The organism is Mesobacillus sp. QJM3NY_10 (assembly GCF_056173465.1).
The window spans coordinates 2,424,296-2,446,284 of the sequence record NZ_CM149675.1; the positions used below are offsets into that span (position 1 = coordinate 2,424,296).

A 21,989-nucleotide genomic window follows, 5' to 3' on the forward strand; every position below is an offset into this window, starting at 1 on the left:
ATTATATGAAGAAGGCTTGTCTAAATGACTTAAACCCTTTAAAAGTTTGATATAATGGTAGGAAAAACGGCAGGATGGACAGAAGGGTTTGACACATGACGAAACTATACGAAGCCGATTTATATGAGCCGATCCGAAAGCATTTTATAAAACAGGGCTATCGTGTCAATGGTGAGGTGCACGATTGCGATTTAACAGCTGTTAAGGATGAGGATCTAATAATCGTTGAACTAAAACTGAATCTGAATATCGACCTTTTGCTTCAGGCAACGAGACGGCAGCGGTTGACTGATCTCGTATATATCGCGATTCCGAAACCAAAACGCATTTCAAGGAAACGCTGGAATGATATCATCCAATTAGTAAAAAGGCTGGAATTGGGACTGATCATCGTATCATTTTCTGGTAATCGGAAAAGTGTTGAGTTTAAGGTTCACCCGGAACCATATAAGCGCATGACAAGCAAGAATACGAGGAAGAAAGCAGCGTTGATTAAAGAAATAGAAGGAAGAAGCGCTGACTACAACATCGGCGGCAGCAGCAAAACCAAGATCATGACTGCCTACAAAGAAAATTGCATCCAAATCGCCTGTTATCTCGAAAAACTCGGACAAATGTCTCCAAAAGCGCTGGTTGCTCTCGGTACAGGGGAAAAGACACCATTAATCCTTCAAAAAAACTATTACAATTGGTTTGAAAGAGTGGAAAGAGGCATTTATGTCATCACAGAGCAAGGAAAGAAAGAACTTGAAGACTATCCAGAACTTGTGGAATATTATTTAGGCGGACTGAAAACGGAAGATTGACTTTAAGTGCACGTTAAGCCCCCTAAGTTGCGGGAGAGAATTACATGAAAAAACAAATCAAAGTCATATAGAGAGCTGTTTTTAACCTTATCACTAGTTTGTTAGCTGGAAAAAAACATTCAAAATTTCCAGTTCGCCAATAAATTTCAATTTTCGCCAATAAAGAGGTGCTTTTCGCCAATAAAAATTTATTTTCGCCAATAAAATTAAATTATCGCCAATAAAATTGTGAAAACCGCCAATAAAATTCTCTAAGCAATAAAATCCTGGATAATAATAGAGAAAATTGACGAAAATTTAGCTGCTATTGTGACTTACTATCAAAAAAGCAAATTATGCCTACTTTTACATTGATAATTTACCGATAAATCGAGACAAGACTAAATTACAGTTAAACATAAACACAATGAAGGGATCGCCACTAGCTTAGCCAACATGATCTTCACCTTAAATTACAAAAAAGCGGGGAGAAAACAGATAAACTTTTTTCTCCCCGCTTTTTATGCTTTTTCGAGCAGATTCTCATCTATCAGTGCCTGTAACTCGCTGACTTCATTTTTATTCACCGTGGCCAATGATAATAGGACGCTGTCAATCAGGAATTTTCTTGGCCTTGAGGAACGAAGAATTTCTTCTTCAATGAAATCAAGCTTTTTAAGATAATCAGTATTATTGCAGTCCAGCTTCTTCATTCGAGAGATGACTGAATGAATGTTAATTCTCCAGTCAAGTTCCTCTGTTCTGGAAACGGGAAGCCATTGATCCATGATTTCCGGTGGAACTAATTGTTCTCCAGATAGTGCCAGTTCATCAAGCATATTCAAAATTCGGGTTACACTATACCGTACTACTGGATGTAAACTCGCAGCTTCTCCGTTCGCTTTACGATGGAACCTGATGTTCTGGAGCAGTATCCCATTAAGCATAATGGCCGCATCGAGAAGGTAAGGCTGGCAAATATCATTTGTTATATCCCCGAGACGATCAGAAAACCAGCGCAATATTTTCAGTTGCCCTACTTCGATAAACTGTTTGAGCTCCTTATCACCTGAGAAAAACACTTCTTCAAAAAGCGGAACGATCTTATTTTCCCGGTTTGCGGTCATCTGTAATTCGATTTGGCTTATAAAGATTTCCGGGTCACCTGGATCCTGGCCAAGCAGCAATCCATTCCGGTCAATCTCTATCTTCTTAAAGGTTGTTCTAAAGATATCCATGAGCAGTTGATTTTTGGAAGAAAAATAATTATAGAATGTTCCTTTTGATATTCCGCTGTAATCGAGGATATCCTGAATAGAGGTGGCTTGGAATCCTTTTTCTATGAATAGCTGATGTGCTTTTTCAATAACATGGCGTTTTCTGTCGTTCATTTCATCACCTTAACCTTTTTGTACCGGTTGTATAAAAATATACTACATTAAATTTTCGGACTTTACAAACCCCTTGTAATGGCTGTTTAAAAACGTTGCAAAAATTGTACCGATGGTATATGCTAGTGTCTATGCAATTACATTGTTTACAAATTTGTGAACAATATAGGGGGAAACTAGAATGGAACATAATATGAAAACACCTGACAAACCGCCCTATGGAATATTGGCGGTATTAATTGTTGGAGCTTTTATAGCCTTTTTAAATAATACATTACTTAATATAGCTTTGCCTTCCATAATGACTGACTTGAAGGTCGAAGCAACGACAGTACAGTGGCTGACAACTGGTTTCATGCTTGTCAGTGGTATAATGATTCCTCTTAGTGCGTATTTGATCCAAAAGTATTCGGTACGGAATTTATTTTTGACTGCGATGAGTTTATTCACATTGGGTACGATCTTATCCGGAGCAGCACATGTGTTTCCGCTTTTATTAGCAGGGCGGATGATCCAGGCATCCGGTACAGCGATCATGATGCCACTTTTGATGAATGTCATGCTTATAAGCTTCCCGATTGAAAAACGTGGTACCGCAATGGGTGTATTCGGATTGGTGCTTATGTTCGCACCAGCCATAGGTCCGACACTTTCAGGCTGGCTTATTGAGCATTACGACTGGAGAATGCTTTTCCATTTTGTAACGCCAATCGCAGCCACGGTCTTGTTACTCGGATTCTTCCTATTAAAAGATAAAAAAGAGAAAGTGCATATGCGTCTGGACGTTATTTCACTATCGTTATCGAGCGTTGGATTTGGCGGACTTCTGTACGGCTTCAGCTCTGCCGGTTCGAAGGGATGGGACAGTCCACATGTTTATCTAACATTAACGATAGGGGCAGTTTCACTTATCGTCTTTATCCTTCGTCAATTACGCCAGGATAATCCGATGTTGAATTTCAGGATTTATAAGTATCCGATGTTTGCTTTATCTTCAGTAATTTCGATGATCGTGACAATGGCGATGTTCTCTGGAATGCTGTTGCTGCCCATTTACGTGCAGACAATACGCGGGATTTCACCATTGGATGCAGGCTTAATGCTGTTGCCAGGCGCGATTGCCATGGCAATTATGTCACCGATTACCGGAAGATTATTTGATAAATTTGGCGGTCGTGCAATGGCGGTCATTGGCCTGATCATCACGCTTGTGACAAGCTACTATTTCAGCAAGCTTTCAATGGAAACAACTTATACTCAGCTAATCATCCTTTATACGGTTCGCATGTTCGGTATGTCGATGGTTAATATGCCTGTTAACACGAACGGACTAAACCAATTGCCTGCACGTTATTATCCGCATGGTACAGCAATGAACAACACATTGCAGCAGGTTTCAGGTGCAATCGGAACAGCCTTGTTAGTGACGGTAATGTCGATGAGGGCAGAAACTTATGGAAAAGAATTAGCTGCCTCAGCACTCAAAGAAGCAGCAGCTGCAGGTAAAGCTGTTACACCTGCTGTTCAAGCTGAAATGGAGCAGCAGATAGCAATGCAAGCGATGCTGCAGGGTATCAATGACGCATTTTATGTCACTGTATTTTTATCAGCGATTGCGTTGATCCTCGCTTTCTTTATCAAAAGGGCAACACAGGCGGAAGACACCATTGGTAAAAAAGCTCCTGCAAAGAAACATTCTCATAAGTTGGTTAATAACTAATTATCTCCCCCTGGATTCCAGGGGGTTTTGTATAATAAAAAGCGGATAAATTATAAGGATAGGAGAATATTTATGGAAGAAATCTCTGCAATGCTCGCACAAAAACAGCTCGATGCGTATAACAAACAGAATTTAGATGAATTTTTGTCAGTGTATAGTGAAGATGTAGTAATCATGGGATTTCCAAGCAACGAGGTAACTACCAGAGGTATAGATGAAATGCGTACCAGATATGGAAATCTTTTTAAAAAGCATCCAAATAACCATGCGGAACTTTTGGGCAGGATGGTTCATGGAAACAAGGTTGTTGACCATGAACTCGTTACAGGCAGGGAAAATTCCGAGCCGAAAAAAGCGGTTGCCATTTATGAAATCGAAGGCGAAAAGATCGTGAAAGTTTGGTTTTTGTAACCCACTGCAATAGAAAGCCAGCATCTGTATTATACAAGGTGCTGGCTTTTTCTATTCCTAGTCACTATTTGGACTAATATAGTTAGCATCAAAAATCAGTCAAATAAAATTGTAAAAGCTGCCCATAACCGGTGCAGTAATACCATTATAATTTCATTATCAAGGGGGAATCTATTCTTAAATAAACAGAAGGGTTTGAAAGAAGTGGCAAATCATGAAAACATCCAGTTGACATCAGCTGAATTAGCGGCACTGCATCAAAATTACCTTGGAGATTCAATGTCTATCTGTATTTTTGGACATTTCCTTGAAACGGTAGAGGATTCGGAAATAAAGACAGTGGTAAAACACGCACTGGATATATCAAGACAGCATGTTGAACGGATTAAAGAAATCTTTGTTAAGGAAAATATTCCTATTCCCATCGGTTTTACAGCCCAGGATGTAAACAAACGAGCACCAAGGTTATTTTCAGATCCATTCTATTTGTATTACATCAAGCACATGGCAAGAGGGGGATTGGCTATCTATGGTTTCATTCAGCCCCATATGTTCAGGGATGATATTTTATCTTTTTACACGAAATGTTTGCAGTCAACAATTGAGTTGAATAATGAAGCAACTGACTTATTAAAAAAGAAGGGACTATCAGTCAGGCCTGCGTATATTCCTTATCCGGACAAAAATGAGTTCATTCATAAGCAATCCTTTTTATCAGGCTTTATGGGTGATAAACGTCCTTTGACTGGGATGGAAATCACACATCTCTTTGGGAATATACAAACGAATAAATTGGGGGAAGCACTTGCAACTGGTTTTAGCCAGGTTGCACAATCCAAAAAGGTTACGAAGTATTTTCTGAGAGGGAAGGAAATAGCGGAAAAACACATCAAGGTTTTTTCGGAATATCTTCGTGATGAGAATCTTCCGGTACCGATGACTTGGGATCATGAGGTATCAAAATCTCAGGAAGCCCCTTTCTCTGATAAATTAATGATGTTCCATTTTGGAATAATGAACTTTTCCGGCAGCGGCAACTATGGAATGTCGGTATCGGCCAGTCAAAGAAAGGATATTGCAGCAATTTACGCTCGTTTAAACGCAGAAATCTTATTATATGCTGAGGACGGGGCAAACATCATGATTGATGAGGGATGGTTAGAACAGCCACCACTCGCAGCAGATCGCAATGATTTGGCTAAAACATAGCAAATTTTTTTCATCTCGGATTAAAACCGCAGCTAGAAAGACAATGGAGGGAGGTGAATATCGTGAGAAAAGATAAGATGGAAGGGGCTTATGAGAACGAAGTAGCCAAGTTATTCGGACTGGATGAAGAAACGAGTCTGCAATCCGTCAATTTTGCCACAACTGAAAACCGCTTGTTAAATGAACATTTCCAGGAGGAACAGCAATAATAAATAAAAGCCAGGCTTATAGCCCAGCTTAATTTTGGCGGTTTGCCAGGACGGCATCCGCTTTATGCTGTTGTTGGAATTGCTCAAGCATCTGACTTGATATAGCTGTATTGCCTGAAGGGTTCGGGTGCACTCCATCACTAGCCAGGAATTCCAAATTATCGCTGTTGATGACATTCGTAGTTTGTACCACAATGGAAGACGATGTACCTTTTGCAGCTTCGTAGATCATTAAATTCCACTTTGGAAGAAGTTTATCCGCAAGAGAATAAAATTGATGATCGGCTGGCATCGGGTTATAAAGCTCAAGAAGGACGATTGTCGCCGAAGGATTCAACTCACCAATTTTTGAAGTAATCTCCGCAAGGTTTTGTGAAAAACCTTCTTGCAGACTTTCAAAGGATTTCAGCGCACTATAGATATCGCTTTTTTTTACTGCTTTGAGAATGTCATTGCCACCAACATTAACGGTAATGAGGTCAGCTTCCTTGATCGCTTCGTCATACGCACCACCCTGAATGAGCAGATTTAACCTCTCACTTGTTATCCCGATCACTCCTTCGTTTTGTGAAAGAACTTGTTTGCCAGTTTCATCACCGAGTTGGGTGGAAAATTGACTGATGAAATTCTCTTCCTCTGGAATACGGTAACCACGTATGATTGAATCACCGAGAGCGAGATGGTTAATGGTACTGTCCGGAATTGTTCTGTAGTAATCTATATAGGTCAGCTTATTTGTCTTTTCAACAGAAGGCGCAGTTTCCTGCTTGATTTTATTGATTTGGTATTGGGGATAGTAAATCCACGCGGAAAACGACAGGACGGCAAGCAGGGACGAAAGCAGTAGAATTTTTATGATTTTCATGTTGATTCACTCCTCGATATACTTCTATTGTATCAAGGATTTAGAAGGAAATAATTAGGGGGGTATTTCCATTTTTAAAAATAGTGATAATATTTAGGGATACGAAAAAACTTCCGTTATTGGAAAGATATTTTGTTATAATTATATAATTAATATATTCAAGGAGTACACAGATGTACCAGACTTTTTCGACAAAGGAAAAAATAAAACAGATTTTTGTCATGCTGATCCCGATCTTGATTACACAATTAGGGATGTTTTCAATGGTCTTTTTCAATACCATCATGTCAGGAAAATATAATTCTTCAGACCTTGCTGGTGTGGCCATCGGGTCATCGATTTGGAGCCCGGTCTTCACCGGTCTCAGCGGGATACTCCTTGCTGTTTCGCCAATAGCAGCCCAGCGCTTTGGTGAAAAGAAGGGAAAAGAAGTTTCATCAATCCTCACTCATGGAATATATTTGGCATTGATCATTGCAGTAATTGTCATCATTTTAGGTGTTTTTCTGCTAGATCCTATATTAACAGCGATGAACCTGCCTGAAAGTGTACATGAAACAGCGTTCCGGTACCTGGCTGGGTTAGGTTTTGGAATCATCCCATTGTTTATTTTTAACGTATTAAGATCATTCATTTACGCACTCGGAAAAACTAGAGTGGTTATGTATATCCTCCTGATGTCGTTACCAATCAACTTCTTCTTGAACTATGTTCTGATTTTCGGTCATTGGGGTTTCCCTGAATTAGGAGGATCAGGAGCTGGTTATGCAACGTCGATTACATATTATGTGATTGCGGGATTAACGGCAGCAGTCATTATCAAGCAAAAACCATTCTCGGATTTTGTCGGTTTGAAATACTTCAAGGAATTTTCCGGTGAAAAAGTGAAGGAAATCCTCAAAATAGGGGTCCCTATGGGTTTATCAATCTTTTTCGAAACAAGTATGTTTGCCGTCGTCACGATTTTGATCAGTAAATTCAATATCACGACGATTGCCGCGTACCAGTCTGCTCTAAATATTGTATCCTTTTTATACATGATTCCGATGAGCATCTCTATGGCGCAAACTGTTTTGGTCGGATTTGAAGTCGGTGCAGGCCGTTATAATGATGCCAAAGCCTACAGCTGGATGGGGATTTATCTTGGTGCCATTATTGCAGTTGGTGCTGGATTGCTAGTCGTGCTATTCCGTTATGAGGTAGCAGGATTTTATTCAAATGAACCAGCAGTGATCGCTTTAACTGGACAATTTTTGATATATGCCTTGTTTTTCATGATATCCGACGCAATCCAGGCCACGGCGCTCGCAGCATTGCGCGGGTATAGAGATGTAAATATATCCTTTATTATCACCTTGATTGCCTACTGGCTCATCTGCCTGCCGGTTGGCTATCTGCTGGCCCATAATACCGGACTTGGAGCTTCGGGATATTGGGTAGGGCTGACCATCGGATTGCTTGCAGCGGGAATATCCTTGTCACTAAGATTGATATTTATCCAAAAACGTCGTTTTAACGGTAACTTGGCAGGGGTGGTATAAAAATGTGTGAGGTTCCTTATTAGGAATCTCACTTTTTTTTGGAAAACTAATATGATTAATTCTATTGCTCTGATCAGATTTAAAGGAATTATCATTAAAAATTTTATCCTGATTATGGAAAATTGTAGAAGGAATCCAGTCTTTTTGGAGGAATATTATTTTAGGGAGGTGCGGAAATTGAGTTATTTAAAGTTAGCTAATGAAAATTTCAAATACATTAAAATTCAGGCAGAGAAAGCGATGGAACAATTGAATCTGGACCAGCTCCATTTTTCTCCAAATGAAGAATCCAACAGTATTGCCATAATTGCAAAGCATATGAGCGGTAATCTTAAATCGAGATTCCGTGACTTTTTGACCTCTGATGGTGAAAAACCAGACCGCAATAGAGATGGAGAATTCAAGGGAACATTTGCCGCGAGGGAAGACTTGCTGACTCATTGGAATGATGGCTGGACTGTGCTTTTTCAGACGCTTTCACAGTTAACGGAAAAGGACTTGGAACAAACAGTCTTAATCAGAAACGAACCGCACACTGCGATTGAAGCCATCCAGCGCCAAATTGTCCATCAAGCAACTCATGCTGGGCAGATTGTCTATCTAGCAAAGATGATTAAAAATGAGGATTGGAATACACTCAGTATTCCTAAGGGTCATTCTCAGCAATTCAACGAAAAAATGATGGGGATGTCAAAAAAAGAAGAGACCCGCTAGTAAAAAAGACGGGACCCTCTTAAGAATTTGTTGCATGTTTCTTTGGCTTATATTTAGACAATTGAAAACGAATAAAGCAGCCTATGCAAAATCCCAGAATTGCAATAAATGCGGCCAACGCAACCATCACGGTAAATATATGTCCCAATGCCGTTAAACCGCTGGCATAGGAAATAATTCCGCCTGCTAAGCAGAAAACAGCGATTTTTTGATTGAACTGCTGTTGTTCCCAGTCTTCCGGGATATAATCAGACGTTTGTTTTCGCAGGAAACGTCTGGCGATTCGCATTACTGGATTATATCCGAACAGCAGTCCTGAAATTCCTGCGAGCAGTGGCAAAGTCAAGATCCATTCACTACCTGTTAACCAGGTACTTAAAACACTTAAGACAATGAACCACTGATTGGTTCTTACCAAGGGCCGAGGAATTGAGCGAATCTCAGTAGTCATGTTAAATCCGACCTTTCTTATTGGTTTATATGTATTTTATCTTTTTTTCCCTAAAATGTGAAGACTAAAGCAATTAATTTTTCAGAAGTGAATTTTTTAGGAAATATGGAAAAGTATTCCTGAATATAATGAAATGCTGGTTTTAAATATAAATAGAAATGATGGGGGAAACATGGGGAGAAATTTGAAGGTCATTTGGTTTTTATTTTTTGCGGCATTCATTGGATTAGCTGGCTGTTCACAACCAATTGCAGAGAAAGCTGGAACGGAAAAAAAGGGGATTGAACAGGAGGGCAAGACAGGAAGTAAAGATGAAAAAAAAGAAAAGGAGGCAGTTGAACAAGAAGAAGAAGAAGTAGCTCAACCAATAGTAGTAAATGTAATTGAGCCTGCCACTCAAGAAGTGATCAAGTCTATTACACCGGTTGAAATGGGATACGGAACAGAAAATGAAAAGTATAAAGCTGAATTGGAAAAATGGGCTCGTGAATTAGCTCGCGGAAATGACGTGACACCAGGTTATGACCAACGGATGATACCGGATAAACTTGGTCCAGATGGCCAGGTGATTAAAGGCAGTCCTTTAATTATTTTGGAGGAAACCGAATTCGTCGATAACATTCTCCAGGCTTCAGAAAATGGAGGAACCGTCGAGCTTCCGCTTTATGTAACGGCAAGCGGATATGAAATCGATGATGCTGCCCTGCTCGGCGAGGTTATTGTAGGAAAGTATACAACCTATTTTAACGCTGGGGTTGCGGGCAGAACAAAGAATATTGAGCTGTCAGCGGAAGCAATCAACAATGTCATCCTGGGCGCAGGGGATGTGTTTTCCTTTAATACAACTGTCGGGCCGAGCGATGAAGCTCATGGCTATCAGCCTGCTGAGGAAATTGTCAACAAAAAGCTGGTTATGGGGATAGGAGGCGGCATCTGCCAGACTTCTTCAACTTTGTATAATGCTGTGGATGTTCTTGGTGTTGGTTATGTGGAGAAACATCATCATTCCCTATCTGTAGGCTATGTTCCTGAAGGAAGGGACGCAACGGTTTCCTATGGAGGCAAGGATTTCAGGTTCGAGAACACAACAGGCGTGCCACTTTTACTGAAAGCAATAGTAGGAAAAGGTACTTTGACCGTAGAAGTGAGGACATCCAAGGAATATGAAACACAAATGAAAAAAGGCATTTAACAGTCTTAAATCAATTCCGTCAAAAGGCGTAGAAAGAATCAATCTGATGGTGAATGTTTCCATTCTTCAATTCCCTTATTCTTGAATTAAGAACAAGGGAGGCGAACCATATGGATATGAATTATTTAGCTTTAGAATATATCTGGAATACAAAGAAAGAAGAAATGAAGCGGAAAGATGATTTTCGAGAAACATATAAACTTTATCAAGAATTTAAAAGGTTTAGCTGGAACAATGCTTTTAGGAGGGAGAAAAGATCAAAGTAATAAAGTATTTATTTTATACAGCAGGTTTTATCATTTTGTTGATTGTTATTGGTAACCTTCAGCAAAGCTTTGAGAATATTGGAAAGGAGACCTTTAGGCTCTATCCATGGAGTTTCATTGCTGTTATATTGTATTTTCCTATCGGCGTTTATCTAGGAATACCAGGGTTACTGAAGGAATATCAAAAGAATGGAAGCTGGAAGTTCAACTGGGTTAAGATTATTGTCATTACTTTGCCGCTGATCTATTTTTCATTCTTCTGGTTCATTCCAACCTCTTATCCGATACCAGATTTAATGGTAGGATCCCATTCAACGTTTAAACTGGCGATGATTGCCTCAGGGATTGTTTTCATGAATAGCATTACAAAACAAAACAGCGGCTGAAATTTGCCGCTGTTTTGTATTAGGAAGTCCGTCTCTTTTCATTTACATTGACCAACAATCCGCGTTTGATCCAATAATCAAAATTATCAACAGGAAATACACATCGATTCTCAGCGTTACTCATTTTTATGATGACGCTGCTATCTGAAACCTCTAAAACCTTCAGTCTGTCAGAGTTGTACATATTCGGCAAAAAGCCATTACGGATTTCAAACTCCATGTTATTTTGATAGTCCATTAAAAAACCTCCAAGATTTCTTCATGGAAATAATATTTGCCAATAAGTGATGATTTATCCAATTAATTACCTAAAAACCAAACAGGAGAAATTAGCAACGCCATAAGAAAAAGCAAGAGGGGGAAATCCCTCTTGCTTTTTCTCTTTCTTTTGACAGCTTTCCTCCGGTTGATGCCAAAGCTGTCAGAAGCCTGAAGTGTTCAATCTCCTAATTCTTCAACACATTGAAATACCTTGCTTCTGGATGGGAGAAAACGAGAGCCGTTACTGATGCCTCGGGTTCCATCATGTATCCGTCGGTCAAATGGATTCCGATGTCTTCTGGTTTGATCAAGTTGAAGAGCTTACGCTGATCTTCCAGATCGGGGCATGCAGGATATCCGAATGAGAAGCGCTGGCCTTGATACTTGGCTGCAAAACGGTCTTTCATTGTCATATCCGGGGTGTCAGGGAAACCCCAGCGATCGCGGATTTGGCGATGGATCAGTTCGGCGTAACCTTCTGCACTTTCAAGGGCAAGGGCCTGGAGGGCGTGGCTTTCCAGGAATCTTCCTTCATTTTTTAGTTGTTCTGCAGCCTGGCGAATTCCTGCACCTGCTGTGACAGCGAACATTCCGACGTAGTCCTTTTTGGAATCACCCACGGACCGAACGTAATCTGCCAGGCAAAGGCCGGGAGCAACATCCTGGCGCGGAAAATCAAAGGTTTCCAGGATTTGATCAGGTTGTTCTGGATTAAATATATAAAGCCTATTTCCATCTGACTGGGCAGGGAAGAACTGATAAACGGCAGCCGGTTTGATCCAATCATTGGCTTTGGCTTCCTTTAAAAGGTTTTGGACAACTTCATATAGCTTGACTGCCTTATCATTGCCCTCAGCAAGCAGCTTTTCTACCTTTCCCTTTAATCCAAGATGATGCCCTATAAGCATTTGCTGGTTGATATAGGGCTCAATATGGGACAGGGAGTAAGATTTAACGAGATGCCTTTTCGTATCCTGCGGAATGAATACCGGAGCCTTTTCCGTCACTTTGGGACGCTCCAATACGGTTGTGGCAGATTTTCGCCCGGAGACCGTGAATTCCGGTTTATTCACCGCGGCTTCTTGTTTTGCTTTTTGTTCTGTTAAAAACTGTTCATACCCTTCCGGTTCGCGGAGTTGATTTGCGATAGACAGTCCGTTCATCGCATCTTTCGCATACAATACTAGTCCGTCATACTCCTTGGCAATCTTTGTATCTGTGAACTTTCTTGATAAAGCGGCACCGCCCACAAGAATGGGAGTGTCAATCCCTGCTTGCTTCATATCATGGGCAGTAAGCACCATCTGCTGTGCCGATTTAACAAGCAGGCCAGAGAGGCCAATGATATCCGGTTTTTCCTTTTTAATCGCCTCAATGAGGGCAGTTGGATTCACCTTGATTCCCAGATCGACTACATCATATCCATTATTGCTCAGGATAATATCAACCAGGTTTTTTCCAATATCGTGAACATCGCCTTTTACAGTTGCGAGAAGCACCTTGCCCTTTGCAGCGGTTGTATCATTTTTCTCCATATGAGGCTCTAACTGAGAGACAGCAGCCTTCATGACTTCAGCACTCTGTAAGACCTCAGCCACAATCAACTGGTTATCATTGAACAGTCTGCCAACTTCCTTCATCCCATCCATCAATGGACCATTGATGATATCCAGTGGGGCAGGGTAGAGACCCAGTGCGATATCAAGGTCTGGCTGAAGGCCTTCTTTCGTACCTTCAACCACATAGTAGGACAGTCTTTCTTCTAGTGTCATATCAGGCAGGGTACTTTTTGTTTCCTTCTTTTTATCACGGTAAAAATCAGTGAATTCCGCCAGTGTCTTATCTGTTGTATTGAATAATAGCTCTTCAGCCATTTTAACTTCCTCAGGACTAATAGAAGCAAATCGTTCGAGCTTTTCCGTATTCACAATGGCGTAATCGAGACCTGCCTGGGTGCAGTGATAAAGAAAAACTGAATTCAAAACTTCACGGCCGACAGGAGGGAGGCCGAAAGAAACATTGCTAATTCCAAGGATCGTTTGCGTTTCCGGGAAAGTTTCCTTGATCAACCTGATTCCATCCACAGTTGCTTTCGCTGAACCAATATATTGCTCATCCCCGGTGCCGACAGGGAAGACGAGCGGATCAAAAATCAAGTCCTGTGCCGGTACTTTATATTTATTGACAAGTAAGTCGTACGATCGTTTAGCAATTTCCAATTTCTTTTCAGCGGAAACACCCATACCTTCTTCTTCAATCGTTCCAACAACGACAGCAGCACCATATTTGTGGATCAGGTGAGCCACAGACTCGAATCGTTCTTCGCCATCTTCCAGATTGATGGAATTGATAATTGCCTTACCCTGGGAATAACTCAATGCTTTCTCAATTACTTCATCATCAGTAGAATCGATCACGAGAGGAGCCTTAACTTTTTTAACAACTTCTTTAATAAATTCTTCCATGTCTTGAAGCTCATCTCTGTCAGGGTCAGCCACGCAGATATCGATGACATGGGCTCCATTTTTAACCTGGGCCCTTGCAATCTCAGCTGCTTCTTCAATTTTGCCTTCCGAAATCAGCCGCTTGAATTTTCGGGAACCGATTACGTTCGTCCGTTCACCAACCATGATAGGCCTTAGTGTTGGATCGTCATAGATGAAGGCCTCGATCCCAGAAACCATATGCAGTTTGTTTTCTTCTGTCTGCCTCGGCGGTCGCTCCTGCATTTTTTCCGAAATCGCCTTTATATGTGCCGGTGTCGTACCACAGCAGCCTCCGACAATATTCAGCCAGCCTTCACCGGCAAAATCAGAGAGTTTCTGAGCGAGCGTGTCAGGCGTTTCATGATATTGACCTTCCTCATCAGGCAGGCCAGCGTTAGGATAACAGCTGACCGCGGAAGTGGAGAGGGAGGATAGTGAACGCAGATGCTCCTGCATAAATTCCGGTCCGGTTGCACAATTCAGTCCGATCGCAATCGGATTCATATGCTGAACAGAAATATAAAATGCTTCGATGGATTGCCCAGCGAGTGTCGTGCCCATTGGTTCAATCGTGGCAGAAATCATCAGAGGGAGTTCTTTGCCACTCTTCTGGAATGCACGCTGGATTCCGGTATAAGCTGCTTTTACATTCAATAAGTCCTGGCTTGTTTCGAGCAACAGCAAATCAACGTTGCCATCTATTAGGCCAAGTGCCTGTTCTTCGTAGGAAGCAGACATCTCTTCAAAGGTTGAACCCCCGGTCACGCTTAATGTTTTGGTAGTTGGTCCCATAGAACCAGCTACAAAACGGGGCTGCGAGGGAGAAGATGCCTCATCGGCAGCTCTTCTGGCAATAAGAGCTGCTTCCTTGTTGATTTCGTACGCTCTGTGGCCCAGGTCGTATTCGTCCAGAACCAGGCTAGTTGCACCAAAGGTATTTGTCTCAACAATATCTGCGCCAGCCTTAAAGTATTCACGATGGATATTTTCAATAACATCCGGAACGGTCAGGTTCAGCATTTCGTTACAGCCTTCATATTCTTCACCGCCAAAATCCTCCGGTGTCAGGTCTGCCTGCTGGAGCATTGTTCCCATCGCTCCGTCCATGATCAGGATCTTTTTTCTCATCTGCTCAGTTAACAAGGTTGACATTTTGTTTCCTCCTCATAAGACGGCTGCTGTATTCATTAGCGTAGCTCGACAACTCGACACTCATTTCATAGTTCATAAAAGGAGTGATTAAATAGATCCCGTTAAACAGTTCTGCTGCAGCCTCAATTAAACCTTTTGTGATCGCTATGCCTTCCTTTTTGGATTGCAGCGGTTCATTATTGAATTTCGCCATGATGTCGAGGATTTCCTGTGAAATCTTGATGCCCGGAACTTCGTTATGAAGGAATTCTGCGTTTCTGCTGCTCGTGAGCGGCATCAATCCAATATAAATGGGGGCATCTATATGCTTTGTTGCTTCATGGACCTCAACAAGCATTTTTTCAGAGTAAACGGGCTGGGTGATGAAATAATCAGCACCAGCGCGGATTTTCTTTTCCATCCGAGCCACTGCTTTTTCGATGGAGCGGACATTCGGATTGAAAGCTGCGCCGATCGAGAAAGCACCTTTTTGTCCTAAATCCTTTCCAGAATAGGAGAGACCTTCATTAAACTGCTTGATCATCTCGATTAATTCGAACGAAGAGACATCAAAAACTGACGACGCACCAGGAAAATCACCTACGCGGGCAGGGTCCCCCGTCACGGCTAACACATCATGAAGCCCAAGCGTATGCAAACCCATCAAATGAGACTGAAGCCCAATGATGTTCCGGTCACGGCAAGTAAGATGCACAAGGGGGCGCAAACCGATCTTTTCCTTTACGAGATGTCCGATTGCACCATTTGAGATTCTTGGTGAAGCAAGTGAATTATCTGCGAGGGTAAGGGCGTCTATACCTGTATCCTTTAGTGCTTTTGCTCCTTCAAAAAAACGAGTTGTATCCAGTTTTCGCGGTGAGTCAAGCTCGACAATCACAGAAGGCCGTTCCTTTACCACCTGATCTAGTGGAGCTAAAGGCCTTTTTACGTCAGAAGGAGTGACAATAATTTTTGGCTTCTTCGCAGGGATTTTCTTGTCTAACACTGGTGTCAATCCCTTTAGTTCATCAGCAAATGCTTTTATATGTTCAGGAGTCGTTCCGCAACAGCCTCCAATCAGCCTGACTCCCTGGTCACGGAAACTGCGGGCAGACTTGCCGAAATATTCAGGATTGCCTTCGTAGTGGAACTTCCCATCTGTGTAGGCAGGGAGCCCGGCATTTGGATAGGCGGAGAGAAATGCCTTCGAAGGCAGCTCTATCTGCTCAAGACTTGAAATCATATGATGGGGCCCAAGTCTGCAATTAAGACCGACAAGATCAGCGCCAAGGTCTTCGAGTCTATTGAAAACCTCCTGAAGCGGGGTCTGATCCTGCATGATACCAATTTCCTGAAGGGAAACCTGGGCGATGATTGGCAGGTCGGTCTCTTTTCTGGCAATCTCCAGCACAGTCTCGATTTCTTCCATATCATAAAATGTCTCTAGCAATAGTCCGTCCACACCCTCAAGCAGAAGACAGTAGAGCTGCTCCCTGAAGCTTCTTTTGATTTCTTCAATCGGGATGGCGGAAGGTCTGATTCCCCGGTTCCCGCCAATCGTTCCGAGGACATAGGCATCGGTGCCAGCAGCTTGTCGGGCGAGTCTTACTGCTGCACTATTAATCTCTTTCACCTGATCCTCGAGTCCATATCTTTCAAGTTTTATATAATTAGCGGCATATGTGTTCGTCTGGATAAGGTCCGCACCAGCATTTATATAGGCTTTGTGGATCCGTATGATGTCATCAGGATGAGAAATGTTCAACTCTTCAAAACAGGTACCAGCTCCATAAGAGTGGAGGAGAGTACCAATCGCTCCATCGGCGATTAAAATTTCATTTTCCAGGCGTTTCAGGAAACTCATTAGACTTCCTCCTTTTGTGCTTGTAGTGTTCCTATGGAATCCAAAGCTTGCTCAAAGTCCGTGATCAAATCATCCGCGCCCTCAAGCCCGACTGATAATCGAAGGAGACCATCACTGATCCCACGTTTTTCACGTTCATCCTGCGGCATCGCTGCATGTGACATTTTTGCCGGGTAAGAGAGGATGGATTCTACAGCTCCAAGGCTGACTGCAAACACAGGGAGTTTTACTTTTTCTATAAATCTAGTTAAAACCTCGGCATTTTCAAGCTCAAAGGAAAGCACCGCCCCTGGCCCATAGGCCTGCTGAAGCTGAAGGTCTGCCTGCGGGTGATTCGCAAGACCAGGATAATAGACATTCTTAATTAAAGGCTGTTCTTTTAAAAATCCAGCGATTTTCTTTGCGCTTTCTTGAGATTGGTTCATTCTGACAGACAAGGTCTTAATCCCTCTCATGACAAGCCATGCATCCTGGACTCCCAGTACTGCTCCGAAAGAGTTCTGCAGGGAATAAAGTCTGTTTGCTAATTCTTCATCCTTAACCACCGCCAGACCTGCGACTGTATCACTGTGGCCAGACAGAAACTTTGTGGCGCTGTGAAGGACAATATCAGCTCCAAGTTCAAGCGGACGCTGCAAGTAAGGAGTCATAAAAGTGTTGTCAACAAATGTATAAGCACCATGTTTCTTTGCAATTTCACTGACAGCTTGTATATCTGTCACCTTTAACAGGGGATTAGAAGGTGTTTCTGCATATAGTAAAGTAGTATTTGGTCTAATCGCTTGTTCTACCGCGTCAAGGTCGGTCATGTCCACAAAAGTATGCTCAATTCCAAAGCGGTTCAAAACCTGTGTGACCATCCGGTAAGTGCCGCCATAAACATCCTCGGTGACAACCACGTGATTTCCCTGTGAAAGAAGCAAAAATGCAGTTGAGATCGCAGCCATTCCAGAAGAAAAAGCAAAACCTCGGGTGCCGCCCTCGAGCTCGGCGATTATTTCCTCAAGTGCCTCTCTGGTAGGATTAAGACTGCGGCTATAATCATATTTTCCGAATTTGTCTGCCGACGGCTGGTGGAATGTTGACGCGTGCTGGATTGGCACGCTGACTCCACCGGTTGCTGGATCGAATTTATGCTTATTATGAAGTAGCTGGGTTTCGAATGTGTATTCATGACTCATATAGCCTCTGCCTCCTGGCGTGCCTTTTTGAAGGCTTCTTCTAAATCCTTTTTTAAATCCTCAACATTCTCGATTCCCACAGAGAACCGCAGCAGTCGGTCACAAACGCCTTTTTGTTCGCGTATTTCAACTGGTATATCAGCATGTGTCTGTGTTGCAGGGTAAGTAATGAAACTCTCCACACCACCAAGACTTTCGGCAAAAGTGATTGTGGAAAGACTTTTTAAAAATGGATTGACCATTGCAGGGGAGTGGACCCTGAAAGAGATCATCCCACCCCTGCCAGGATACAGGACATCTCTCACTGCATCATGTCCTTGTAAATAACCCACAAGTTCCCTAGCATTTTGCTCGTGGCGTTCCATCCTTAATGCAAGAGTCTTCATTCCACGGATGAGGAGCCAGGAATCGAAAGGACTTAATACCGCACCGCCGCCATTGTGATGAAGGAATAGAGAATCACATAACTGCTGTCCCCTGGCGACGATCAGCCCTGCAAGGACATCATTGTGACCGCCAAGATATTTTGTTGCACTGTGAATCACGATATCTGCACCTAAAGTCAATGGTTTTTGCAGCAGGGGAGTGTAGAAGGTATTATCAACAATCAACAGAATACCGTTTTCTTTTGCGATTTTTGCGATTGCCTCGATATCAGCTTGCTCCATCAGTGGATTTGTCGGTGTTTCCACAAAAAGAGCCTTCGTCCTTGGAGTGATTGCCGTTTTGATTTCGTTTAGATCTGCCATGTCAGCATATGTACTATTTAATCCCCACTTTTTGAAACCCTGCTCCAGAAGCCGGTAAGTTCCTCCGTATAAATCCTTTGAAACAATCCATTCATCTCCGTGTTCGAATAATGAAAGAACCGTCCAGATTGCTGCCATACCGGAGCTGCAGGCAAAACCGCGATCACCTTCCTCGAGGTCAGCAATCGCCTTTTCAAGAATTTCGCGAGTAGGGTTGCCCGTGCGGACATAATCATAACCGCTCGATTGGCCAATCCCTTCGTGGCGATAGGCTGTTGTTAAATAGATAGGTGGATTGACCGCCCCTGTTGATGTTTCACTCCTATTGCCAAGCTGCGCTAACTTCGTATCAATTTCTGTCAATTTACTCACTCCTAATGGTTGTATTCAGACGGCAATTTTTGTTTTATGAGTAAAGACGAAATTTACGACTTTTAAAAAGACCAATTCCCGCAAAGATCCAGAAAGACAGTGCGGTAAGTCCCAAATAAAACAAAAAAGCCTTCTTAAGAAGAAGACTTTTACAGATGATAGCCATTCTTCTTATCTGCCAAGTTTTAAAAACTTGCTGGAATTAGCACCTTTTCAACAAAAAATAGTTGAAGGTTGCTGAAGCTTCACAGGGCCAGGACCCTCAGCTTCTCTGGATAAGATTTCATATTATTGAATTATTAAATTTCTCTAAATATTACAGCTGTTATGAAAGAATGTCAATCATTTTGTTAATGCGGTAAAGCAAATAGGTAAAAGATCCTTGTGGTCTAATATCTGGTAGGGCATAGAGATTCTATTCAGACAGCTTTCCAGGTTATTGGGGCAAGCTGTCAAGATTCTGCTGTTATTATGACAGCTTTTCTGGATCCGAGGCCAAAGCTGTCAAGATTCTGCTTTTATTGTGACAGCTTTTCTGAATCCGGAGCCAAAGCTGTCAAGATTCCGCCGTTATTATGACAGCTTTTCATGATCCGGAGACAAAGCTGTCAAGATTCCGCCGTTATTGGGACAGCTTTTCATAATCCGAAGCTAAAGCTGTCAGGATTCCGCTGTTATTATGACAGCTTTTCATGATCCAAAGCCACAGCTGTGAAGATTCCGCTGTTATTGTGACAACTTTTCATGATACCAAGCCAAAGCTGTCAAGATTCCGCCGTTATTGGGACAGCTTTTCATGATCCGAAGCCAAAGCTGTCAAGATTCCGCTGTTATTGTGACAGCTTTTCTGGATACGGAGCAAAAGCTGTCAAGATTCCGCCAGTATTATGACAGCTTTTCATGATACCAAGCCAAAGTTTTCAAGATTCCGCCAGTATTATGACAGCTTTTCATGATACCAAGCCAAAGCTGTCAAGATTCCGTCGTTATTATGACAGCTTTTCATAATCCGAAGCTAAAGCTGTCAGGATTCCGCCGTTATTGTGACAGCTTTTCTAAATCCGGAGCAAAAGCTGTCAAGATTCCGCTGCCTCATAATAAAAAACTGGCTCACATGAATAAATGAGCCAGTCTTGCTAAATATAAAGCTATTAATATACTCCTACTGCATCAAATGCTTTATTGACAGCATTGACTTCTGCAGAAGCTGAACCATACAGGTCTGATGCAGCTTGTACCAATCCTGCTCGTGCCTGGCTGAAGTTCGTCGAAGAAGTAAAATAGACTGTGTTTGCACGGTAGAAGATCGCGCCCATTTTATCCGTTCCTACACCTGGCACCGATACTCCATAATGTGAACCACCTTCGCTCAGAAGGTAAGCAGCTTTATTGATGATTCCGCTGTTGATATGGACTCCGCCATTATCGGAAGTGCCAGTGTAACGTACAGAGTAGTGATCCGGATCACCGTATTTAGTTGGGTCGCTCATTGAACGTAGGGCATCACCAGCTTTATTTGGTGTGTAGATGTCTTCGCCGATTTCAAAATCAGGATCATTATTATCATGGAATTCAGCAAGTGTGCCGAAGATATCGGAAATTGCTTCGTTCAACGCACCTGATTCGTACTGGTAGACAAGGTCGGAACTGAAATCAGTCACGGCGTGAGTCAGTTCATGCGCTACAACATCAAGACCACCTGATAGTGGGATGAACGTAGTTCCATCTCCATCACCGTACACCATTTGCTGACCATTCCAGAATGCATTGTTATAGCTTCTTCCGTAGTGGACAGTGGACTTCAAAGCTGCGCCTCGATCATCGTATGAATTGCGGCCAAAAGTGTTTTTATAGTAATCATAAGTGAGACCTGCATAGTAGTGGGCATCTACAGCGGCACCGTCATAAGCAGCATTCAGGTTATTATCAGCATCCACCCAGAGCGATCCAGGTGTTCTCTGACGGTTCTTTGCATCGTAGGTGAACACACCGTTTCCGCGAGTATTGTCCTGCAAATAATATGAGCCATTTGAAAGAAGAGTATTCAATGTCTTCGTGTCACCCAGCACACCGACACCAGAACCAACAGTGTCACTTCCGTTTAAAGAAGGATTGTTTTTACCAGCAGTATGAATGGCATTGTACTTATTGATAATTTCACCTGTAACAGCGTTGACAAAGTACTGGTAATTCCCTGGTTCAGGGCTCAGGAAGTTCAATGTTACATGGTAAGCGTAAACTGCCTGATCTTCGGCAGGGTAAACGACTAAATCCGCAGTTGGGCTTACTTCATAGTCAGGCTTGTAACCCAAATCCGCTTCTGCCGTGGCAATTGCATCTCTTTGTGATTTTTTATTTGTAGCTTTTACAAGTTTGTCGCCCAATCCCTTGCTGACTGTACCGCTGAAAACCTGAAGAACACCAGCTTCATCGACTCTTGCCACCTGGGTTGCTCCCCAGACAGGAACGCCATTATAGACCTGCTGCAGGCGGACAACATCTCCACCCAGCTTGTCTGCTTCCTGTGATGTAACAATGAAACTATCATTTGTGCCAAGGTTGTATTTTCCTTTCGAAGCTTTCAGGTAACCAAGGACAATGTCCTTTGCTGCCTTCTGGGAAGGATTGGTCAGCTTACCGGTAACAAATTCAGGTGCGCCATGGCTTTTTGTGTACTTTTTGGAAGGTGAATCTGCTGATGGGGCAGCAAATCCAGTCGCAGCAACCAATCCGCTTAGTGCCAAGCTTGCTGATAAACTAAGGGAAACTACTTTCTTTTTCAAATGTATTCCTCCTAAAATGAAA

At 42.4% G+C, this 21,989-nt stretch carries 19 protein-coding genes and 1 riboswitch; of the genes, 10 read left to right on the forward strand and 9 right to left on the reverse strand.

The annotated features are described in order from the left end of the window. Positions 1-95 precede the first annotated feature (95 nt). Positions 96-806 (forward strand): DUF2161 domain-containing phosphodiesterase, encoded by a 711-nt coding sequence (locus AC0VX7_RS12240; RefSeq protein ID WP_475424431.1) that lies wholly within the window; start codon positions 96-98, stop codon positions 804-806. A 500-nt stretch (positions 807-1,306) separates the two neighbouring features. Here AC0VX7_RS12240 and AC0VX7_RS12245 read toward each other — a convergent pair whose 3' ends face one another. Next, positions 1,307-2,176, reverse strand: a complete 870-nt coding sequence (locus AC0VX7_RS12245) for a TetR/AcrR family transcriptional regulator (RefSeq protein WP_475424432.1) — start codon at positions 2,174-2,176, stop codon at positions 1,307-1,309. Between the two features lie 181 nt (positions 2,177-2,357). On the opposite strand from AC0VX7_RS12245, the gene AC0VX7_RS12250 reads away from it, so the two are divergent. The 4 genes from AC0VX7_RS12250 to AC0VX7_RS12265 all read left to right on the forward strand — a co-directional run bounded on the left by AC0VX7_RS12250 (position 2,358) and on the right by AC0VX7_RS12265 (position 5,725). Then, positions 2,358-3,896 (forward strand): DHA2 family efflux MFS transporter permease subunit, encoded by a 1,539-nt coding sequence (locus tag AC0VX7_RS12250; protein WP_475424433.1) that lies wholly within the window; start codon positions 2,358-2,360, stop codon positions 3,894-3,896. A 72-nt stretch (positions 3,897-3,968) separates the two neighbouring features. Beyond that, positions 3,969-4,307 carry a nuclear transport factor 2 family protein gene (locus AC0VX7_RS12255; RefSeq protein ID WP_475424434.1) on the forward strand — a complete coding sequence of 113 codons (339 nt, stop codon included), beginning with the start codon at positions 3,969-3,971 and terminating at the stop codon, positions 4,305-4,307. A gap of 204 nt (positions 4,308-4,511) precedes the next feature. Beyond that, positions 4,512-5,516 carry a DUF3231 family protein gene (locus AC0VX7_RS12260; RefSeq protein ID WP_475424435.1) on the forward strand — a complete coding sequence of 335 codons (1,005 nt, stop codon included), beginning with the start codon at positions 4,512-4,514 and terminating at the stop codon, positions 5,514-5,516. Between the two features lie 62 nt (positions 5,517-5,578). Then, positions 5,579-5,725: a hypothetical protein gene (locus AC0VX7_RS12265; RefSeq protein WP_215030217.1), complete on the forward strand. Its 147-nt coding sequence runs from the start codon at positions 5,579-5,581 to the stop codon at positions 5,723-5,725. Between the two features lie 28 nt (positions 5,726-5,753). Here AC0VX7_RS12265 and AC0VX7_RS12270 read toward each other — a convergent pair whose 3' ends face one another. Further along, entirely contained in the window at positions 5,754-6,590 is an 837-nt protein-coding gene (locus AC0VX7_RS12270) for a GDSL-type esterase/lipase family protein (RefSeq protein WP_475424436.1), read from the reverse strand. Between the two features lie 173 nt (positions 6,591-6,763). On the opposite strand from AC0VX7_RS12270, the gene AC0VX7_RS12275 reads away from it, so the two are divergent. Then, positions 6,764-8,131, forward strand: a complete 1,368-nt coding sequence (locus tag AC0VX7_RS12275) for an MATE family efflux transporter (protein ID WP_475424437.1) — start codon at positions 6,764-6,766, stop codon at positions 8,129-8,131. Positions 8,132-8,308: 177 nt separating this feature from the next. Further along, positions 8,309-8,845: a DUF1572 family protein gene (locus AC0VX7_RS12280; RefSeq protein WP_475424438.1), complete on the forward strand. Its 537-nt coding sequence runs from the start codon at positions 8,309-8,311 to the stop codon at positions 8,843-8,845. Positions 8,846-8,864: 19 nt separating this feature from the next. On the opposite strand, the gene AC0VX7_RS12285 is transcribed toward AC0VX7_RS12280, so the two are convergent. Then, a complete protein-coding gene (locus AC0VX7_RS12285; protein WP_475424439.1) occupies positions 8,865-9,296 on the reverse strand; it encodes a DUF4395 domain-containing protein in 432 nt (143 codons plus the stop codon). A 172-nt stretch (positions 9,297-9,468) separates the two neighbouring features. Between AC0VX7_RS12285 and AC0VX7_RS12290 the strand changes: the two genes are divergently transcribed. The 3 genes from AC0VX7_RS12290 to AC0VX7_RS12300 all read left to right on the forward strand — a co-directional run bounded on the left by AC0VX7_RS12290 (position 9,469) and on the right by AC0VX7_RS12300 (position 11,140). Beyond that, entirely contained in the window at positions 9,469-10,488 is a 1,020-nt protein-coding gene (locus AC0VX7_RS12290) for a VanW family protein (RefSeq protein WP_475424440.1), read from the forward strand. Between the two features lie 110 nt (positions 10,489-10,598). Then, positions 10,599-10,754, forward strand: coding sequence for a hypothetical protein (locus AC0VX7_RS12295; protein ID WP_475424441.1), 156 nt, complete (start codon positions 10,599-10,601; stop codon positions 10,752-10,754). A 35-nt stretch (positions 10,755-10,789) separates the two neighbouring features. Beyond that, positions 10,790-11,140, forward strand: a complete 351-nt coding sequence (locus AC0VX7_RS12300) for a hypothetical protein (protein ID WP_475424442.1) — start codon at positions 10,790-10,792, stop codon at positions 11,138-11,140. Between the two features lie 19 nt (positions 11,141-11,159). Here AC0VX7_RS12300 and AC0VX7_RS12305 read toward each other — a convergent pair whose 3' ends face one another. The 6 genes from AC0VX7_RS12305 to AC0VX7_RS12330 form a co-directional block, all read right to left on the reverse strand. Then, a complete protein-coding gene (locus AC0VX7_RS12305) occupies positions 11,160-11,378 on the reverse strand; it encodes a hypothetical protein (RefSeq protein WP_215029967.1) in 219 nt (72 codons plus the stop codon). Between the two features lie 208 nt (positions 11,379-11,586). Continuing rightward, positions 11,587-15,039, reverse strand: coding sequence for a methionine synthase (gene metH / locus AC0VX7_RS12310; protein WP_475424443.1), 3,453 nt, complete (start codon positions 15,037-15,039; stop codon positions 11,587-11,589). Then, positions 15,020-16,882 (reverse strand): bifunctional homocysteine S-methyltransferase/methylenetetrahydrofolate reductase, encoded by a 1,863-nt coding sequence (locus AC0VX7_RS12315; RefSeq protein ID WP_475424444.1) that lies wholly within the window; start codon positions 16,880-16,882, stop codon positions 15,020-15,022. Before AC0VX7_RS12315 ends, metH begins: the two co-directional genes overlap by 20 nt. Then, the gene (gene metC / locus AC0VX7_RS12320; RefSeq protein ID WP_475424445.1) at positions 16,882-18,063 is read right to left on the reverse strand and encodes a cystathionine beta-lyase; all 1,182 of its coding nucleotides are present in this window, start codon (positions 18,061-18,063) and stop codon (positions 16,882-16,884) included. The genes AC0VX7_RS12315 and metC overlap by 1 nt, the downstream gene beginning before the upstream one ends. Then, positions 18,060-19,175: a methionine biosynthesis PLP-dependent protein gene (locus tag AC0VX7_RS12325; protein WP_475424446.1), complete on the reverse strand. Its 1,116-nt coding sequence runs from the start codon at positions 19,173-19,175 to the stop codon at positions 18,060-18,062. Before AC0VX7_RS12325 ends, metC begins: the two co-directional genes overlap by 4 nt. A gap of 177 nt (positions 19,176-19,352) precedes the next feature. Beyond that, positions 19,353-19,466: riboswitch (SAM riboswitch) on the reverse strand. A gap of 869 nt (positions 19,467-20,335) precedes the next feature. Further along, the gene (locus tag AC0VX7_RS12330) at positions 20,336-21,967 is read right to left on the reverse strand and encodes a M4 family metallopeptidase (RefSeq protein ID WP_475424447.1); all 1,632 of its coding nucleotides are present in this window, start codon (positions 21,965-21,967) and stop codon (positions 20,336-20,338) included. Positions 21,968-21,989 lie beyond the last annotated feature (22 nt).

What these genes read in the sequence shown, in the direction of transcription:
- AC0VX7_RS12295 (WP_475424441.1), top strand. Translation starts at nt 10,599, where the DNA reads ATGGATATGAATTATTTAGCTTTAGAATATATCTGGAATACAAAGAAA.
- AC0VX7_RS12275 (WP_475424437.1), top strand. Translation starts at nt 6,764, where the DNA reads ATGTACCAGACTTTTTCGACAAAGGAAAAAATAAAACAGATTTTTGTC.
- metC (WP_475424445.1), bottom strand. Translation starts at nt 18,063, where the DNA reads ATGAGTCATGAATACACATTCGAAACCCAGCTACTTCATAATAAGCAT.
- AC0VX7_RS12240 (WP_475424431.1), top strand. Translation starts at nt 96, where the DNA reads ATGACGAAACTATACGAAGCCGATTTATATGAGCCGATCCGAAAGCAT.
- AC0VX7_RS12285 (WP_475424439.1), bottom strand. Translation starts at nt 9,296, where the DNA reads ATGACTACTGAGATTCGCTCAATTCCTCGGCCCTTGGTAAGAACCAAT.
- AC0VX7_RS12305 (WP_215029967.1), bottom strand. Translation starts at nt 11,378, where the DNA reads ATGGACTATCAAAATAACATGGAGTTTGAAATCCGTAATGGCTTTTTG.
- AC0VX7_RS12255 (WP_475424434.1), top strand. Translation starts at nt 3,969, where the DNA reads ATGGAAGAAATCTCTGCAATGCTCGCACAAAAACAGCTCGATGCGTAT.
- AC0VX7_RS12270 (WP_475424436.1), bottom strand. Translation starts at nt 6,590, where the DNA reads ATGAAAATCATAAAAATTCTACTGCTTTCGTCCCTGCTTGCCGTCCTG.
- AC0VX7_RS12250 (WP_475424433.1), top strand. Translation starts at nt 2,358, where the DNA reads ATGGAACATAATATGAAAACACCTGACAAACCGCCCTATGGAATATTG.
- metH (WP_475424443.1), bottom strand. Translation starts at nt 15,039, where the DNA reads ATGTCAACCTTGTTAACTGAGCAGATGAGAAAAAAGATCCTGATCATG.
- AC0VX7_RS12290 (WP_475424440.1), top strand. Translation starts at nt 9,469, where the DNA reads ATGGGGAGAAATTTGAAGGTCATTTGGTTTTTATTTTTTGCGGCATTC.
- AC0VX7_RS12245 (WP_475424432.1), bottom strand. Translation starts at nt 2,176, where the DNA reads ATGAACGACAGAAAACGCCATGTTATTGAAAAAGCACATCAGCTATTC.
- AC0VX7_RS12315 (WP_475424444.1), bottom strand. Translation starts at nt 16,882, where the DNA reads ATGAGTTTCCTGAAACGCCTGGAAAATGAAATTTTAATCGCCGATGGA.